General features: G+C 40.8%; 16 protein-coding genes. 5 read left to right on the top strand and 11 right to left on the bottom strand.

Annotated features, from left to right (window positions below):
* Positions 1-17 precede the first annotated feature (17 nt).
* The 5 genes from DH10bf12_RS11030 to DH10bf12_RS11010 form a co-directional block, all read right to left on the bottom strand.
* A complete protein-coding gene (locus DH10bf12_RS11030) occupies positions 18-1,172 on the bottom strand; it encodes a DUF4129 domain-containing protein (protein WP_471735343.1) in 1,155 nt (384 codons plus the stop codon).
* The gene (locus DH10bf12_RS11025; protein WP_471735342.1) at positions 1,148-2,302 is read right to left on the bottom strand and encodes a DUF58 domain-containing protein; all 1,155 of its coding nucleotides are present in this window, start codon (positions 2,300-2,302) and stop codon (positions 1,148-1,150) included. Before DH10bf12_RS11025 ends, DH10bf12_RS11030 begins: the two co-directional genes overlap by 25 nt.
* A gap of 3 nt (positions 2,303-2,305) precedes the next feature.
* Entirely contained in the window at positions 2,306-3,235 is a 930-nt protein-coding gene (locus tag DH10bf12_RS11020) for an AAA family ATPase (RefSeq protein WP_471735341.1), read from the bottom strand.
* A 234-nt stretch (positions 3,236-3,469) separates the two neighbouring features.
* Positions 3,470-4,186 (bottom strand): SDR family NAD(P)-dependent oxidoreductase, encoded by a 717-nt coding sequence (locus tag DH10bf12_RS11015; RefSeq protein WP_471735340.1) that lies wholly within the window; start codon positions 4,184-4,186, stop codon positions 3,470-3,472.
* Positions 4,187-4,197: 11 nt separating this feature from the next.
* A complete protein-coding gene (locus DH10bf12_RS11010) occupies positions 4,198-4,392 on the bottom strand; it encodes a hypothetical protein (RefSeq protein ID WP_471735339.1) in 195 nt (64 codons plus the stop codon).
* A gap of 119 nt (positions 4,393-4,511) precedes the next feature.
* Between DH10bf12_RS11010 and DH10bf12_RS11005 the strand changes: the two genes are divergently transcribed.
* Complete coding sequence (locus DH10bf12_RS11005; RefSeq protein ID WP_471735338.1) at positions 4,512-5,213, top strand: hypothetical protein; 702 nt, start codon at positions 4,512-4,514, stop codon at positions 5,211-5,213.
* Between the two features lie 151 nt (positions 5,214-5,364).
* Positions 5,365-7,449: an ATP-dependent Clp protease ATP-binding subunit gene (locus DH10bf12_RS11000; protein ID WP_471735337.1), complete on the top strand. Its 2,085-nt coding sequence runs from the start codon at positions 5,365-5,367 to the stop codon at positions 7,447-7,449.
* Between the two features lie 85 nt (positions 7,450-7,534).
* Here DH10bf12_RS11000 and DH10bf12_RS10995 read toward each other — a convergent pair whose 3' ends face one another.
* The 4 genes from DH10bf12_RS10995 to DH10bf12_RS10980 form a co-directional block, all read right to left on the bottom strand.
* Entirely contained in the window at positions 7,535-9,232 is a 1,698-nt protein-coding gene (locus DH10bf12_RS10995; RefSeq protein ID WP_471735336.1) for a M3 family oligoendopeptidase, read from the bottom strand.
* 122 nt (positions 9,233-9,354) lie between these two features.
* A complete protein-coding gene (locus DH10bf12_RS10990; protein ID WP_471735335.1) occupies positions 9,355-9,804 on the bottom strand; it encodes a MarR family winged helix-turn-helix transcriptional regulator in 450 nt (149 codons plus the stop codon).
* A 51-nt stretch (positions 9,805-9,855) separates the two neighbouring features.
* A complete protein-coding gene (locus tag DH10bf12_RS10985) occupies positions 9,856-10,866 on the bottom strand; it encodes a bifunctional metallophosphatase/5'-nucleotidase (protein ID WP_471735334.1) in 1,011 nt (336 codons plus the stop codon).
* A 36-nt stretch (positions 10,867-10,902) separates the two neighbouring features.
* Positions 10,903-12,078 (bottom strand): aminotransferase class I/II-fold pyridoxal phosphate-dependent enzyme, encoded by a 1,176-nt coding sequence (locus DH10bf12_RS10980; RefSeq protein ID WP_471735333.1) that lies wholly within the window; start codon positions 12,076-12,078, stop codon positions 10,903-10,905.
* An 88-nt stretch (positions 12,079-12,166) separates the two neighbouring features.
* Here DH10bf12_RS10980 and DH10bf12_RS10975 point away from each other — a divergent pair, with 88 nt between their 5' ends.
* On the top strand, positions 12,167-12,934 hold the full coding sequence (locus DH10bf12_RS10975) for a carbon-nitrogen family hydrolase (protein ID WP_471735332.1): 768 nt from the start codon (positions 12,167-12,169) through the stop codon (positions 12,932-12,934).
* A gap of 38 nt (positions 12,935-12,972) precedes the next feature.
* On the opposite strand, the gene DH10bf12_RS10970 is transcribed toward DH10bf12_RS10975, so the two are convergent.
* Complete coding sequence (locus tag DH10bf12_RS10970; protein ID WP_471735331.1) at positions 12,973-14,334, bottom strand: ATP-binding protein; 1,362 nt, start codon at positions 14,332-14,334, stop codon at positions 12,973-12,975.
* A 146-nt stretch (positions 14,335-14,480) separates the two neighbouring features.
* Between DH10bf12_RS10970 and DH10bf12_RS10965 the strand changes: the two genes are divergently transcribed.
* Together DH10bf12_RS10965 and DH10bf12_RS10960 are read left to right on the top strand one after the other, a co-directional pair.
* Positions 14,481-15,494, top strand: a complete 1,014-nt coding sequence (locus DH10bf12_RS10965; RefSeq protein ID WP_471735330.1) for an acyltransferase family protein — start codon at positions 14,481-14,483, stop codon at positions 15,492-15,494.
* Positions 15,495-15,654: 160 nt separating this feature from the next.
* Complete coding sequence (locus DH10bf12_RS10960) at positions 15,655-17,394, top strand: B12-binding domain-containing radical SAM protein (RefSeq protein ID WP_471735329.1); 1,740 nt, start codon at positions 15,655-15,657, stop codon at positions 17,392-17,394.
* Positions 17,395-17,442: 48 nt separating this feature from the next.
* Here DH10bf12_RS10960 and DH10bf12_RS10955 read toward each other — a convergent pair whose 3' ends face one another.
* Positions 17,443-18,792: a TrkH family potassium uptake protein gene (locus tag DH10bf12_RS10955; RefSeq protein WP_471735328.1), complete on the bottom strand. Its 1,350-nt coding sequence runs from the start codon at positions 18,790-18,792 to the stop codon at positions 17,443-17,445.
* Positions 18,793-18,865: the final 73 nt, after the last annotated feature.

The raw sequence follows: 18,865 nt of genomic DNA, 5'->3' as shown, positions 1-18,865 counted from the left end.
CTTGGGCATTCGCTTTTTTAAAAGTTTTTGATTCTTTTTTCAAAATCCTTAACAAATTGTTCAAAAGCTTTATACTCTGATTCTGTAATTTCCTCATCAGCATAACGGATTTTTTCATAAATCCCGGCTAGAGCCTCCGCCTGCTGTAAATTTAATCTGGCAAACCACTCTCTAACTGTCTCTGACTTACGTCTTCCTGCAGCCTTCTTTTGCGCTTTCTTTTCGAGCTTCAGCATTTCTTTTCTGATCGCATGAGCCGGCACCACAGTCTTCTCTAGGGAAAGCTGCTCAACATCTTTTTTAATAATGATCGGTTCTTCATTTATCTGCTTGACGGATCGAACCGGATTACTGAACTTCTTCAGTGCTTTAATTACAATGAATAGAAGGAAAATTGCCCCGATCACGGTGATGATTACTTCAATGGTATCAACCCTGACTGTTTCCTCATTTACAGCATCAGGAAAAGGTTCGAATTCTGACGGTACACTTTCTTCTGAAGATTCCATGTCTTCCTGACTGATCTCCGGAATGCTGATATTTACACCCGTATACTGAAAGAAATCTGTCACCCAGGAGATCATCTGATTGGTGCCGGTGATGATAAGCTGTTTAATTGGAGCGATTAGAAAATAGATCAACACTGAGCAGCCAAGAAGCAAAGCAGACCATTTGCCGAACAATTTCAGCGCTTTGTTACCCGTATAACTACTGAAATAAGGTGAAGCACTGTATAAAATGAATCCTGCCACAAGTGAGATAACGAGAATACCCGTTGAATATATGTCATACGTCAGCTGAAAACTGTAAGTAGCTAAAAAAACAACCAGCAATATGATCAGTTGTATTGTCGTAATTTCATGCGCATCGTAATGATGGGACCTGACGAGCAGACGCCAGACAAAATAAACACTCAGGGCCATAACTAGAAGTACAGACCAGCCAGCTGTTAATAATGCTGCCAGAAACGCCGTGCCAATTATAATAAAGCCGGCCTGACGTATATGTCTGACTAACAAGGAGATTACAGCGAGCGCCGCTCCGAAGATGACTGCCCCGTAATGAACCGGAAATATCCCGCCCGCTGCAAAAGCGGTCAGGACCATTAGCGGAAAAAGAGAATCGAATAACAGTGCTAAAGGTAATCTTACTGGGCGTTTGGCTGTTTCCATTCAACTGTTCCTCCTCCACTGACTGTCCAGATCCGGCTCTTCAATGCATGTAGTCTTTCTGCAGAACCGGCTTCTCCAATGATGATAAAGTCTGTTACAGGCACCCGCATCACAGCAAGCTGATTCAGCATTACATTAACTGGAAGCGTAGCATCCCCTACAGATAGAATACTGAGCATTTCTAGACACTGTCTCGCGTGGCTGACACCTTTATTCGGTGCAATAAAGTAAAAATTCGGTGATGCTTTTGTTCTGACGTTGACACATAAACCGATTGGTTGATTCTTTCTGTGTGCTTCAGTCATTATAAAAGCAGCCTGTTTGATTAATTTTTCAAATAAGATATTTTTTCCGTGCATATATGTGACATTTAAAACCAGCATATACTTTTCCTCAATAACAGGCTCATATAGATTAGTCTGCAGCAGACCGGTCCTGGCAAAAGCTGACCAGCTGATCCGCTGCATCGTATCCCCCGTTCTGTATTCCCTGGTTCCTGCCGGAAGAGTCAGGTCTTCGTAAAGAGAATACACAGCAGGTTCTTCCCCTGGCTGCTGATTTGCAGCTACCGGTGAGAAATCTACTCTTTCCACTTCCGGATAGATTCTTTTTTCCTGATGAAAGTGTCCCTTGTACTGTAAAATCTTATAGCCAAATCCAAATAAGTGCGGCACATAAAGCTGACAGGTGACCATTTTCATTTTTCCTCTTCTGACTGCTTTAAACGGGATACGAATTTCAACTTCTTCGTATTGTTCCAGTGATACATTTTCATTCCATTGAATTGTATTTCCTGCTCTCTCTGTGTCATGGTTCACGAATACTCCGTGATCTGTAAAACCAAGCGTGAGAGATACATTTCTTAAAGGGTATTTGCCATTTCTGAAAATAACGATCCACTCGGACTCATCATCAACTGTAAGCCGCTCGACCGTTTCCTCCCCGGACAGCCTCAGGTCAGAACCTGCATTTCGGTTGTAATGAAGATATAATCTGATAAAAACAAGGATCATTAAAAAAACAGTGCTGACTAAAAATTGACTGCCAATAAAGAAAAGCAGTCCACTGATAAATGTGAGAATTTCAAGAAACAGGATATGTCTCTCAGAAGACCTTGCTTCAAGCCACATATCTTAAAGCCTCAGCTCTACCGGTGCATCAGCTGACGCTAAAACATCCTGTAATACCTGTTCAGTATTTTTCATCAGTGAGGCTTCTGCTGTCAGCTGGATTCTGTGGCCAAGAACGAAATGGAAAAGGCTTTTGACATCTTCAGGTAAGACATACTGTCTGTCCCGTAAAAACGCCGAGCCCTGAGCAGCCTTTAGAAGGGTTACTGCTGCTCTTGGACTTGCCCCGTGTTCGATTGAGGGGTGAGTCCGTGTTGCCCGGATTAAGGTTAAAATATAATCTGTTATTTCATTATGTACGGTTACTTCTCTTACTTTCTTTGCAGCCTGTTTAATCTCCTCAATAGACAGAACTTCTTCAAGAGCAGGCAGTTCATTTCCTGACACCCACTGCTTCAGGATACTCGCTTCATCTTCGTAAAGGGGATAATCTGATGGCAGCTTGAACATAAACCTGTCCAGTTGAGCGTATGGCAGTGGAAATGTCCCCTGCTGCGATTCAACGGGATTTTGTGTTGCAATCACCATAAAAGGAAATGAAGAAACCAGCGTTTCTCCGTCAATTGTCACCTGCTTTTCTTCCATTACCTCAAGCAGACTCGACTGCGTTCTCGGTGTTGCACGATTAATTTCATCAGCCAGTAGAAAATTCGTCATGACCGGCCCTTTCTTTAATTCAAATGACCTTGTTTCCGGATTAAAAAAGTGAAGTCCTGTTACATCTGATGGCAATACATCAGGTGTAAACTGTATACGTGCATACGCTCCACCGCAGACCTTGGCATAGGATTTAGCCAGCAGCGTTTTCCCTGTACCCGGCACACTCTCAAGCAGAACATGTCCTCCCTGAAGAAGGGCAATCGTTAAAAGCTCAACTTCCTTTTCCTTTCCTATAGCTGCTTTTCCTACTTCTTTTATCAATTTGTGCTTCATTGTATCTCTCCTCACTTTTTTTACTTTTATGATTAGTATACTTAACATTCTGACAAAAGGTTTCATATTAAATTATTCGATCACCTGCGAACACCATTAACAAAGCAACTTGGACAGTACAATATCATTGATTTTATTGGATTAAAGCGATAAGGATCAGACCAACATACGATCCTGAAACGATAAAAAGGCGAGACAACTTGTGTCCCGCCTTTTTATCTATTAGAAAATGCATTAATGCTCATATATCATCTTTCTTGTCATCCCGCCATCAATAACCAGATTCTCACCATTTATAAAATTATTTGATTCATCTGTCAGGAACAGACATGCCCTCGCAATATCTTCCGGCTTTCCGACCCTATTGGAAAGGTGCTGATCATGATCAACTTCCCGCAGTTCTTCATAATCACCGGTGTGAATCCAGCCCGGACTGATGGCATTGACTGTAATATCCTTCTCAGAAAAAGTAACTGCAAGTGAATGAGTCAGCGCGAAAATGCCGCCTTTTGTGGCTGCGTAACCCTCAGTATTCGGCTCTGACATGTGGGCACGTGTGGAACAAAGATTCACAATTGCGCCCCCCTGGTCCATCAATCCTGCAGCTTCTCTCGAACAATAGAAAACACTCGAGAGATTTGTATGTAGAATACTTTCCCAATCTTCCACTGAGACTTCCCAGATCGATTTGAACTTGGATATCCCCGCATTATTAATCAGAATATCAATTGACCCTGATTTTTCTCTTACGTGTGCAAAAAGGTTTTTGACATGTTCATACTTGGCTACATCAGCAATAACCGCTTCAGCATGTTTTAACTTTCCGGCTTCTTCATTTAGCTTGTCCTCATTGATATCCACCATGTAAACAAAAGCACCTTCATTTACGTATGCCTGTGCGATCGCGAGTCCTATTCCATTCGCAGCTCCTGTTACAACGACTGTCTTCATCAAACTCCTCCTCAGCTTCTCGGCTCATCAAGATATTGATAGACTGTTTTCCCGAAGTGCCCTGCTATTCCGCGGAAATGCTTAAAGTCATTTCTGTCAGTTAAGACACCTCTGAAAAAATCAAAATCCTCTTTATCAACCGAGACTTCTTTTAACTCTCCAGTTTTCAACTGTTCAAGTAAATTGTTCACTTCTTCTTTATTCATACCTGTTCACCTGCTTTTCCATACTGATACTCTATATCACTTTATGGCTTTTTTGAAACTTTTACAATACTCAAACGTCTGATGTTATAAGCGCATACATACTGAATGGAGGAATAACGATGAAAAAGTTATGGACATTATTACTTGTACTCATGCTCGCAGCTTTTACGGCCGCTTGTGGAACTGAAAGTGCTGAAGAGGGAAGTAACGGTGGACAGCAGGATGAAAGTCCTGAGGAACCTGCTGAAGATAATGAAACCGCTGAAGAGGTTGAAGAGCCAGCTGCAGAGGAAACAGATGAATCTGCTGATATGCCGGAAGAATCAGCCGAAGATACAACTGAAGAAGAAGGTACTAAAATGCGACTCTTGGAACAGCAAATGACTTTATCAATCAACGGTGAAGAGACAGCACGCACTGCATTTTTACAGGAAAGCGAAGAAAACAACTACAGCATGTATGTGGCTGAAGGATTTACTTTTACACCTGAGGAACCATATGTCGATCAGGTTTTCTATGATGAGGATGGCGCACAATATATGCGAATCTATACTTATCCAAAAGCTGAATCTGAAGCTGCCCTGATCGAAGAGCAGATGAAGGGTCAGGCAGATGCTATTAAGGGAGAAGCTGCGGGAGAGTGGACACCTGAAGAGAGCGCCAATGAAATAATCGGTGGTTATGAAACAACACTAAGTGAAGAACAGTTTAAAACTTATTTGTACGAAAAGAATGATATGTACGTAAGAATTGCGATTTATACAAAGACAGACTCCGATCTTGAAGAGGCTTTTCTTCAGATGGCTGAAACAATCGAATAATACAAGTAACCCTCTTTCACAAACAGAAAGAGGGTTTTCTATTTCTTCAAAACTTATTACTTGAAAGTCAATAAAGGTCAAAGTATACTGAAATCACAAAGTCAAAGTTAGTCAAACTTTGTTAATTAAATTTGCTGAAGGAGGAGTCACAATGATTTGTCAAAAATGCCAAAGCAAGCCTGCAAATATACAATTCAGAGTTCAATTGAATGATCAGGTACAGGATTTTCATTTGTGCTCCGCATGTTATAAAGAAGAGCGCTCAAAGCTTCATGCCGCTATGAATAAAAAAGGGCATGACCAGTTTCAGCCTTTCGAACAGGCGAAGCAGCAGGAGCCTGCAAAAGAACAGGGTCTCCTTGAAGAGTACGGAAGAAACCTGACAAACTTAGCTGGTGCAGGTCTGATTGACCCTGTAATCGGGCGGGATGCAGAAATTGAACAAATGATTGAAATTTTAAATAGAAGAAATAAAAATAACCCGGTGCTGATTGGAGAACCTGGTATCGGGAAGACAGCTGCTGCTGAAGGATTAGCACTTAAAATTGCTGAAGGTACAGTGCCTCAGAAGTTAAAGCAAAAAGAAGTTATTTTATTGGATGTAGCTTCTCTTGTCTCAAACACAGGCATCAGAGGGCAATTTGAAGAAAGAATGAAGCAGCTGATCAGTGAACTGCAGCAGCGTAAAAATATTATCCTGTTTATTGATGAAATCCACCAGATTGTTGGTGCCGGATCAGCTGAGGGTTCTATGGATGCAGGAAATATTCTGAAGCCTGCCCTTGCACGAGGTGAAATGCAGCTGGTTGGTGCAACAACACTTTCTGAATATCGAAAAATCGAAAAGGATGCCGCATTAGAGCGAAGATTCCAGCCAATTCATCTGAAAGAGCCATCTATTTCAGAGGCAATTGATATCCTGAAAGGGCTTGCACCGAGATATGAAGATTTCCATGGCGTCACTTACAGCCCTGAAGCAATTGAAGCAACCGTTACGCTATCAAAACGCTATATCCAGGATCGCTTCCTTCCGGATAAGGCAATTGACTTAATGGATGAAGCAGGCTCGAAGCTGAACCTTAAAATGGACCATGCGGATAAAGATGCTGTTGAAAAGCGTCTGAAATCAATTCACGCTGAAAAGGAAGAAGCATTAAAGCATGAAGAATATGAAAAAGCTGCAAAGCTCAGAGATGAAGAGGAGGAACTTGAGAAGGCATTGAATCAGCCTTCACATTCTGAAAAGCCGGTCGTTCAGATCGAACTCATCCAAAAGCTGATTGAACGCAAAACTGGAATACCCGTCGGCAAACTGGAACAGGATGAGCATAAAAAAATGGCTGAACTGGAGGAAAACCTGCGCAACCATGTAATTGGCCAAAATGAAGCTGTGAAACGCGTAGCGAAAGCTGTACGCCGAAGCCGTGCAGGACTTAAATCCAAAAATCGCCCTGCAGGCTCATTCCTTTTTGTCGGACCGACTGGTGTAGGTAAAACAGAGCTATCAAAAACACTAGCAGAAGAATTATTCGGTTCTAAAGATCATATGATCCGTCTCGATATGAGTGAGTATATGGAAAAGCACAGCATTTCCAAATTAATTGGTTCACCGCCGGGCTATGTCGGACATGATCAGGCAGGACAACTGACTGAAAAAGTCCGTCGTTCACCTTATACGATTCTCCTGCTTGACGAAATTGAAAAAGCGCACCCCGATGTGATGCATATGTTCCTTCAGATTATGGAGGATGGCAGATTAACTGACAGTCAGGGCCGTACAGTGAGCTTTAAAGAAACTGTCATTATTATGACCAGTAATGCGGGTATTGGACCAAGAAAGAAAGCAGTTGGTTTCGGTGCCACACAGGCTGCCGATGAAGCATCTATTCTGGAGTCACTGAGTGACTTTTTCAAACCGGAGTTTCTGAACAGATTTGACAGCATTATCGAATTTGATTCACTTGGCAAAGAGCACCTGATCAGAATTGTTGATCTTATGCTAAATGAACTGCATGAACTGATTGAAGAGCAGCAGATGAAGCTTGAAGTGACTGAAGAAGTAAAAGAAAAAATTGCTGAACTTGGCTATCATCCTTCATTTGGTGCACGTCCACTCAGAAGAGTGATTCAGGAAACAATTGAAGACCAGATAACTGATTTTGTTTACGATCACCCTGAAGAAAAGCAGCTGAAAGCAGTACTTGTGGATCACGAGATTAAAATTGAAAAGATATAAATTAAAAGCCTGAGATGCAAATGTCTCAGGCTTTTATCGTTTCACTAGTACTTTATTTATTTTCATCCATTCAGATTGTTTATTGTCAAAGCTTTTTATCATCCACACCATCAAGCCATTGCTCGATCTCTTTCACAACTGACTCCAGACTCCCTGTTTCAAATGGCGATTTAAGGTTCGCTTCCTCAACGAGCTTTGTGAATGATTTTGAACCGCCAAGCTTACATAAATGTACGTAATCCTTCCATGCATTGTCAAAGTCTTCTCTCGATTTTTTCCAGAACTGAAACGCACAAATCTGGGCGAGCGTGTAGTCAATATAGTAAAAAGGATTTTCATAAATATGACCCTGCCTCTGCCATACCCCTCCTCGATTCAGGTAGTCATGGTCCCCATACTTGCGGTGAGGCAGATAGATTTCTTCAAGCTCTTTCCAGACCGCCTTTCTTTCATCAGGCGTCATATCAGGCTTTTCATAAATACGGTGCTGGAATTCGTCAACTGCCACTCCATATGGCAAGAACAAAATCCCGCTGCTTAAATGTGTGAACTTGTATTTTTCAGTCTGGTCACCGAAGAAGTTCTCCATCCACGGCCAAGTCAGAAACTCCATACTCATTGAATGAATTTCAGCTGCCTCGTGTGTTGGCCAGATATATTCAGGAATAATGGAGTGCCTGCTCATATACACCTGAAAAGCATGTCCCGCTTCATGTGTTAATACATCAATGTCTCCTGAAGTTCCATTAAAATTAGAGAAAATAAACGGTGCTTCATAGTTCTCAATAAATGTACAGTAGCCTCCTGCTTCCTTCCCTTTCTTCGCTTCAAGGTCCATCAGTTCACGCTCATTCATAAACGTAAAAAACTCATTTGTTTCTTCTGATAGCTCCTGATACATCTGTTTTCCTTTATCTATAATCCACTCCGGTCCGCCTTGCGGGTTTGCATTTCCAGTAAGAAATTCCAGTGATTCATCCCAGAACATCAATTCCTGCACACCAATTCTTTCCTGCTGACGCTCTCTCAGCTTTGTTGCAAGAGGTACAACGTAGGTACGGACCTGCTCACGGAATTTAGATACTTTTTCTGCATCGTAATCCACTCTCAGCATTCTCAGGTAGCCGACATCTACAAAGTTTTTATAGCCAAGCTTTAATGCAATTTCATGTCTGGTTTTTACCAGACTGTCATACAGTGAATCGAATCTGGCTTCATTTTGTGCAAAGAAGTCAAATTTAGCCTTCACTGCTTTTTCTCTCTTTTTACGATCAGTTGATTCTGTATATGGATCGATTTGAGCAAGTGTCAGTGTTTCCCCTTCAAACTCAATCTCTGCTGAAGCCACCAGCCTGGAATATTCAGAGGAGAGCCGGTTTTCTTCCTGAAGTAAAGGGATTATCTCAGGGCTAAAGGATTTAATGGAATAGTCTGCCAGATCAAAGAATTGACGTCCCCATTTATCTTCAAGCTCACTGCGAAACGGAGACTTAACAAGCTCTTTATAAAAGAGCGTAACTAAAGCTTCAAACTCCGGCTGGGCTTCATCAAAGTAATTTTTTTCATTTTCATAAAATTCATCCTTTGTATTAATGGATGCTCTGATAAATGCAAGATTACCCTGCGTGGACACACCATCACGCAGCTGATTTACATTCAGGATCACTTGTTCCTGATCCTGGAGGCTATCAGCTTGCTTAAAAGCCTCAAGCAATTGATTAAACTGATGTTTTACCTGCTCTATATCAGGGCGTTTATATTCGTAGTCACTAAATTTCAGCATCATCATTCTCCTTATGTATGGATTCAGTTATACCATTCGACTGATTGCTGCCTGCTTCCTGCTTTTCCCCATAAAAAAACACCGGACTATTCCGGCGTCTGGTATTCAACATTCGAATTTGCTTAATAAGATAGATCTTTAATAGAAAGTCCTAATTTTTTCAGCAGTTCGATTGCCTGTTTTTGTTCTTCATCTGATAAAGCTGTCATAAGTTCATGAAGGTTTTTTTCATGTGCCGGGAAGATCTCACTCATAAATTGATGACCTTCATCCGTGATAACAGCGTATGTCACTCTTCGGTCCTCCGGAGAAGCGATTCTTGAGATTAACCCCTTTTTTTCAAGCTTGTCCACTACATACGTGATACTGCCGCTTGCCAGGAGTATCTTTCCGCCTATTTTCTGAAGCGGCTGCTTCCCTTTATGGTACAGTAATTCGAGCACGCCAAATTCAGTCGGATTCAGCCCATGCTCCTGAAAAAGCTTGCTGCTTGATTCGTTAATTGCTTTATACGCTCTCGATAAAACAATAAATAGCTTTAATGATTGGTTATAGTCCGCTCCATCTGTCATTTACAGTCATTCCTTTTGTCAGATTCATCTTATAAAGTATAGCGATGAGGACTAAAAGAAGTCAATATAATCCTTTAGTCGCAATTTCTTCAACCAATCATTGATAACAGGATCCTCTGACTTTGAATACTTAAAATGCTGTGAAACCTTCTCACGGAGACTCCAATTTAATGTTTCAAGCTGCTGAAAATATACCAGTTTTTCAATTTCTTCATCAGGCTCAGCTTCATTTGCTGCATGAAAATGACCATGGATTGACTCAACTTTATAAGAAGATCCAAAGCTTGAAAGTCTCACACGCACTTCTCCCAGCTCAATCCCGTATCCACCTGTCTGCATCACAAATTTGCTATTTTTCATTTCACTAACCTTTGCATGGTCTCTGCCAGTCAATAGAATATCAATCCCATCAATCGAACAGATCTCATCCCCCTGGTCTATGCTTCGGGAATCTTTATTGTTGAAACCACCGTGGTAATTAACAACTACAAGATCCGGGCTCTCGGTTTCATGAATAAAACCAACCCAGCGCTTTGCTGATACATAAGCATCCTCAATTAAAATATCTTTCAGGATAAACGGATGTTCCCCGATCTTTCTGGTAGCCGAAATGCCCAGAATGGCAACCTTTACACCTTTTACTTTTTTAATTGTGTAAGGAAATCCGAAATAGGGCTCTTTAGTCGTCTTATGCACAATGTTTGCTGCAAGCCATGGAAAGAATGACCTTCCAATTGCACGGCTCAAAAATGGCAGACCATAGTCAAAATCGTATTCCCCTATTGCCGCACAATCGTATTCAAGGTGATTCATGATTGAGATCATCGGGTTTGGCATATGATCATTATATTTTGCGTAATGGTAAGATAAAGGACTTCCTTTTAACATATCACCTGTATCAAGCAGCAATAGATCAGGGTCCACCTGCCGCCTTTTTTTAATGACAGATGACAGACGCGCCATTCCATGTGTGTGATCTGTCCCCCAGTGAGAGGTGGACTTTACGTGCCCGTGGATATCATTCGTTTGAAGAATGGTTAATTCAACATGATCATTTGCCAATCCCTTCACCTCATCTTTATCATGACTTTTTATGTATTAATTAAATAAGTTAAGCTGCGAGAGTCTTGAGGCTGCTTCCTCAATTCTGTCCTCGTCTGCCAGCAGAGCAACTCTGACGTAACCTTCACCGCTTTCCCCAAAGCCGATCCCGGGCGCCACCACAACTCCTGCTTTCTCAAGCAGCATGTCACTGAAGCTCTCTGACGAATAGCCATCAGGCACTTTAAACCAGGCAAAAAATGAACCGTGTGGCGCTTTAACCTTCCAGCCTGCCTCGTTAAAAGCACGGATCATTGTATTTCTTCTCTTCTCATAAATATCAGATAGCGCGAGTGCCGGTTCATAAGACTCCGTAAGGGCTGATTCTGCTGCTTCCTGGACTGCTCCAAACAGACTTACATGCAGATGATCCTGCAGAAGGTTAAGTGCCTTAATCACAGAAGGATTTCCAACTGCAAAAGCAACCCGCCAACCAGCCATATTAAAGGTTTTAGAAAGTGTATAGATTTCGATCCCATTTTCTTTAGCACGCTCAGACTGCAGATAGCTGACTGGTCGATAGCCATCGAAACCAATCGATCCGTAAGCAAAATCATGGACCACACAAATGTTATATTTTTCAGCAAAAGTAATGACTTCATCAAAAAAAGCCTGATCAGCAACCGCCCCTGTAGGATTATTCGGATAGTTCAAAAACATCAGCTTTGCTTTTTTTGCAGCTTCTTCAGGAATTTTAGTCAAATCCGGCAGAAACTGATTTTCCTCAAGCAGCGGCATCATGACCATTTCAGCCTCTGCAAGTGATACACCTGACCAGTAATCAGGGTAGCCCGGATCCGGAACAAGCACCACATCTCCAGGGTTTGCAAGACACTGAGGTAATTCAACCAGTCCTGCTTTACCACCAAAAAGAAGTGCTACCTCCTCATCAGAATCAAGCTCAACTCCGTATTCCCGTTTATAAAAAGCAGCAGCCGCTTCCCTTACATATTTCATTCCTTTAAAAGGAGAGTATTTATGATTCACCGGGTTTTCAGCTGCGCCCTGTAATCTCCTGATGATATGTTCAGGTGTCGGCAGGTCCGGATTACCCTGGCCTAAGTTGATGATATCGTGCCCCGCTGCCACCTTCTCCATTACTTTCGATGAAAGCTTTGCAAAGAATTGCTCCGGTAATTCATTCAAACGATCTGATTGTTCAAACTTTTTCACTAAGACGCCCCTCTTTCAAATTATTGCCCTAAATGTTATAACGTAAATGTATAATTGTAAAGATGATTCTGAAAAGTGGGTGAAGCATATGAAATTCGCGATTTTCCAAATGGATCTGGCATTTGGATCTCCTGAAGAAAATGTTGAAAAAGTAAAGAGCTGGATGAGTCAAATGAATCCTGCAGACGTTGTTGTCCTCCCGGAGCTTTGGACGACAGGCTATGACCTGCCAAACCTTAAAAATATGAATGATCACTTTAATCAGACAGTCTCAATTTTAAAAGACCTGGCTGTTAAACATCATGTTCATATCATTGGCGGTTCTGTCGCCAAATCAGAGAACAACCATATTTATAATACGATGCCGGTGATCGATCAGGAAGGCTCCCTGATTCATGAATACAGCAAGCTTCATTTATTTAAACTGATGGATGAACACCTTCATTTAAAAGAAGGAAATGATGATCCGTCATTTAAGCTGGGTCAGATTCATTTTGCAGGCTTTATCTGTTATGACATCAGATTCCCTGAATGGATCAGAAAATCCGTTCTGAACGGTGCTAAAGCGGTTGTAGTGCCTGCTGAGTGGCCTGCGCCAAGAATTGATCACTGGATTACACTGTTAAAGGCAAGAGCGATTGAAAACCAGGTATATGTCATTGCCTGTAACCGGGTTGGCAGTGATCATGCAAACGAATTCGGAGGACACTCTCTGATCATTGATCCATGGGGTAAAGTGATTGCTGAAGGGTCTGATCAGGAAGAGATCATCTACGGTGAGATTCAGGCAGAAGAAGTTGAAGAAATCCGTAAGAGAATCCCGATATTTGATGATCGGAGAGTTGATTTCTATTAAATCCAAATAATGAGCGGCCACATGTGGCCGCTCATTATTCAGCTGCTTAAAGGCAGTGAAATATTAAATTCAGTCCCTTCATCTTCTCTGCTGATAACTTCAACAGCCCCTCTATGTTCCTCGATAATTTTCAAACTCACCGGTAATCCAAGTCCGGTTCCATTTTCCTTCGTTGTAAAAAATGGTTCATTCAACCTTTTAAGCTTTTCTTTTGGAATGCCGCATCCGTAATCCCGGACAGATGCGACTAAGCCGTTATTTTTATGCTGAATGGATATGTTGATGTGGCCTTTGACCGGCGTAGCTTCAATTGCATTTTTAATTAAATTAATAAATACCTGCTTCAGCCGGTTGGCATCACCAAATGTCCAGGATTCCCGGTCAGACATCGCAAAGTGTAGTTCAATATCGTGCAGCATAGCTTGAGGGTGCATGATTTGAACTGTTTCTTCGAGTACTCTGGTCAGATTAATTTTCTTCATCACACTATTTTTCGGCTTAGCAAGCATCAGGAATTCGGTCATTGTCGCTTCAAGACGGTTCAGTTCTGATTGTATCACTTCGAAATACATCTTCTGACTGTCTTTTAAATCTGACTGCAGCAGTTGAATAAACCCTTTCAGTGAAGTCATGGGGTTTCTGATTTCGTGTGCAATACCCGCTGCAAGCTGTCCGACAACTTTCAGTGTGTCATGCTGATCTGCCCTATTGATATATTCAACCATTTCACTAATATCTCTTATGATAATTAAATGATAGTCATTTGCAATGTCCATGACTTTTGTAAGCTCATAATTTCTGTTGTTAATATTTATGACTTTACTCATCATTTCATTTTCATCATGGGGTGCAAGTGGCTGCGGAAATACCGGCACCCTTTCATTTGTCTCAAATCGGGCCATTAAATCCTTAAAATTTATCAATTCGCCTGATGCTAAATCAAGCAGACGGTCAGCAACAATATTCGACTTAACAATGTTTCCTTCGTCATTTGTAATAAGTAAGCCATGAATAGACCTTGCAAAAACGTTTGCATAAATTAATTCCTCAGGAACCTGATTAACATTTTGAAGGATCAAAATATATACACCTTCAGCAGGAATAGGAATGCAATCCCCTGTACATTCTTTCACGCAGGAACCATTAAAAAACTGAAGGTTTGCAGATTCTTGATTTCTCCCGAGCATACAGGCCTTCAGCCATCCAATATGTTCACTTTTGAGGTACTTCGAGATCGAAACACCAGGTTCAGGATGAAATTGACATTTGCTCGGCTCATTAAAATTGAGTATAATTCCTTCGGGATTCAGGATTATGGCACATTCGCTGATATACTTTAACAGCCGGTCACTTTGTAAAGTTGTTTTTGACTGGTTATTCGCAATTTGAATTAAATCCATTTGAGATAAATCTCTCGAAAGCATCATTGTATCCCTACTTTTCATTAGAATGATGTTCAATCATAACTATGTCGATTTCACCAGATTTATTTTTTGTAAAAAAGGGTATGTAAGATGAACGAACTGTAATAGAAAGCGGTGTAACAATGGCAAATCGTGATTATTATTTTGACAATGCAAAATTTATATTAATTTTCCTGGTCGTCTTTGGCCATGCGATTCAAAGCAGTATACAGGAAGATCCGATTCTCATGACTACTTATCAGACAATCTACTTTTTTCATATGCCGGCGTTTATCTTAGTTGCCGGATATTTTGCAAAAGCGAACTATTCGAAAGGCTTGTTCTTTAAGCTGTTAAAAAAGCTGATTGTTCCATATTTGATTTTTCAGCTGATCTATACGATCTATTATTACTTTTTGAGAAATGAAAATAATCTTGAAATCGATCCGCTGAATCCTCAATGGGCACTGTGGTTCTTAATCAGCTTATTCTTCTGGAGTCTGCTGTTAATTTTGTTTGTTGATGTACTGAAGTTGAATTGGAAAGCATCGATGCTGATCAGCATTACACTCGGCGTCGTGATTGGCTTTGTGAATGATTACACGTCCACGTTAAGTTTATCAAGAACTTTTGTTTTTTTCCCGTTTTTCCTGGCAGGACATTATCTGAGCAGAGAGTTCTTCAGTCAGTTAAAGTCGAAAAAAATGATGATTGGCTCCGTTCTGTCTCTTGTCATTGTTTTTATTTCAATTTACCTGTTACCTGACTGGAGCAGCAGATGGCTATTTGGTTCCCACTCTTATGAGGACCTTGGTACGCCTGTAGAAGCAAGTCCTATGCTGAGACTGCTGATCTATGGTGTCAGCTTCTGGCTGGTTGTTGCATTCTTTTCGCTTGCACCTGTCGCTAAGACGTTCTTTACAAGATGGGGCCTTAACACATTATATGTGTACCTGTTCCACGGGTTTATTATTCAATTTTACCGTGAAAGCGGATTGGGATTAATCGTCAATCCTTACGTTTCGCTGCTGATTATCATGGCAGCTTCGCTGTTATTGACGATTTTCCTCTCTTCTAGACTGGTTGCAGCGGCAGCTCAGCCGATTGTCGAGCTCAGGGCTTCCAAGGCGAAAAAGATGTTAAACCAGAAAGAATAACGATGATAGAAATTTCTGACAAGTCATTGTTTTATTTTAACATTTACCTTTTATAAAATAAACCATTATCATCGATTTATTCATTATAAAGAACGCTTATTGTCAACCCTTATTCTCTCCTGTAGAATAAGGGTTGATTTGTTGATAAAGGAGCATAAAAATGAATACAATCCTGGCATCATTAAACGCCAAATATATACACACAAACCTTGCGATCCGGTATCTGAAAGCTGCTGCCGGTGAATATGACATTGAGCTTGCCGAATATACAATTAATGACCCTGTTATAAATATTGTGGGCGATTTATATGCAAAAAAGCCTGACGTGATCGGATTCAGCTGCTATATATGGAACATCGAAGAAACGATTCAGGTCATCAGAATGCTTAAAAAAGTGTTACCTGATGTGAAAATCATTCTCGGCGGACCAGAAGTGACTTATGACGTATACGACTGGCTGAAAAGGCTGAAGAACGATATTGATTTTATTGCAGTAGGTGAAGGTGAAGCTACTTTTAAAGAATTGCTTGATTATTTTTCAGGAAAAATCGAATTCAAGCAGGTTCAAGGTGCAGCATGCCTGATTGATGAAAAAATGCATCTGATTCCACAACCGCAGAAGACTGACTTAAAGAATCTTCCTTCCCCATTCAGATTTCCGGAAGACCGTACTGATTTGAAAAAGAGAATCACTTACATTGAAACGAGCAGAGGATGTCCTTTCCAATGTCAGTTCTGTTTATCATCTATTGAGGTCGGTGTTAGATATTTTGACCGGGAAGCAGTAAAAGATGATATCCGTTACCTGATGCAGCATGGTGCTAGAGTGTTCAAATTTGTAGACAGAACATTCAATATCAGCAGAAGCTATGCAATGGAAATGTTTGAATTTCTAATCGATGAGCATCTGCCTGGAACAGTGTTTCAGTTTGAAATTACGGGTGATATTATGCGCCCGGAAGTGATCCAGTATTTAAATGATCATGCACCTGCAGGATTATTCCGCTTTGAAATCGGTGTTCAGTCGACAAATGACCATACGAATGAGCTAGTAAAAAGAAGACAGAACTTTGATAAGCTGAAGCGGACTGTGACAATGGTCAAAGAAGGCGGTAAAATTGATCAGCACCTCGATCTGATCGCAGGACTTCCTGAAGAGAATTATGAGTCATTTAAACAGACGTTTAATGATGTATATGAATTAGGACCTGAAGAGCTTCAGCTCGGCTTCCTGAAAATGCTGAGAGGAACCGGACTCAGAATTAACGCAGCAGATCATCAATACGTCTTTATGGATCACGCACCATATGAAATTCTCGGTAATAATCAGCTGTCCTTTGATGAGATCCTGAGAATTAAACAGGTTGAAGATGTACTTGAAAAGTACTGGAACGACCACAGACTTGATGAAACGATTGCTTATTTAACGACAGACGTGTTTGACACGCCTTTTGACTTCTATCAGGATTTCGGCACTTACTGGGATGAAAAAGGCTGGTCGCGTATCGGTCACCAGCTTGAAGATTTATTTAAACGACTCTTTCAGTTTATTGAGAAAAATAAACCTGAGTCACTTCCTTATGTTTCCTATCTGATGAAAAAAGATTATCTGGAAAAGCATAGATTCAAACCGAGAAAAGCCTGGTGGAGCAAAGAAGAAAAACGATCAGGTGAGGTTTATGACTCTCTTCTTTCAAACCCTGAAATGGCTGGAGAAGCGTTCACATTACTTAATCTGAACCAAAAAGAGCTTCATAAGCATACAGTGCTTGAGGAGGGCTTAAAACTGATTGAAGGGAAGCCTGTTACAATGTACCTGCTTGCTTATTATGACCCTAAATCAGGTAAGTCTGCGATGTTTGAGTTTTCAAAAGATCAGGTAAAGAGCCTGACAGTCTGAATTGATTATGTAAAAAGATCCTTTGCCTTGTGGCAAAGGATCTTTTAGTTATCCGATAATGACTCGTTCTTTTGGATAATGGAACTTTTCTTTTTTGTTGTTACCACCAATCATAAACAGAAATGAGATCAGTCCCACACGCCCGATAAACATTAACACCATCAGGATTACTTTACTTGGTGTTGAAAGTGTCGGTGTGATGCCCATAGACATGCCTGATGTTCCGAACGCGGATGTGACTTCGAATATGACGGCAATGACATCCAGGTCTTCAATAATCATAATTGTGATAACTGAAATCATAGACATCAGCACAGCTAAAATAATGACAACATAAGATCTGAAAATATCGATCAGGTGAATCTCCCTGCCGAATATCTGAATATGATGTCTGCCCCTTGAAAAGTTAATCAGAAACAATACTGCAATGGCGAGTGTAGTCGTTCTAATACCTCCTCCAACCGAACTAGGTGAGGCGCCAATAAACATCAGCAGACTCAGTATTAATTGGGTTGGCTCTGTAAACGTACTAACTTCTATTGTTACAAGTCCGCCTGACCGCGTAGAGACTGATTGAAAAAGAGCATAAAACAGCCCCTGATGCCAACTGACATCTGCAAATCGCTGATTATATTCTATCAGGTAAATCAAAATCGTTCCTACGACCAGGAGGATTCCAAACGTGATCGTTGTTAATTTCGTAAATAAAGAAAAGCGGAATGGACCTGACTTATGACTAAGGAACTGCTTTAATTCAATCAAAACCGGAAATCCTATTGCACCTAGAATAATCAGTAAAATCGTAATAATCTGCACAAAATAATCATTTGCATAAGGAATCATTGACTGTCCCGTTATGTCAAAACCACCGTTTGTTGTAGCTGAAACTGAAGCAAACACGCCTTGTAAAACGGCTTCAGCCCATGTCTCATAGAATTGCGTAAAGTATAAGCTAAGCAACACTGCCCCTATGGCTTCGATCAACAATAATATTTTTATAATTTCAATAATCAATTTTACCACGCCGGATAGATTGTACTGGTTATGGTCAAGCATGATCAATTGGCGTTCTCTTAATCCAATTCTTTTACCAATTAATAACCATACAAATGTCCCTAGAGACATAATACCAATTCCACCAAGCTGTAAGATCAGCATAACCATCAGGATTCCAAAAACTGTATAAGTATCTGTAATCTGAATGACAGTTAACCCTGTTACACTTACAGCACTTACAGCAGTAAAAAGCGAATCAATTAAAGATACTTCCTGACCAGGCTGGTGAACCCATGGCAGTCGTAACAGCCCAAATGACAAACTGATTGCCAGAAAATAATACGTTACAATCAGCTGGGCAGGTTTTAGCTTTCTAATACGGTTTTTCAGCATCTGCCACATGTTTCTAATTCCCTTCTGTGAAATCTATACATAGCTTATATGAAAAACGGAAAGATTTAAATAGTAATCTTAA

The sequence above is a fragment of the Jeotgalibacillus sp. 10bf12 genome (assembly GCF_055597105.1).
Note: the sequence above shows the minus strand (reverse complement) of the source record. Positions and strands in the feature narration are given on the sequence as shown.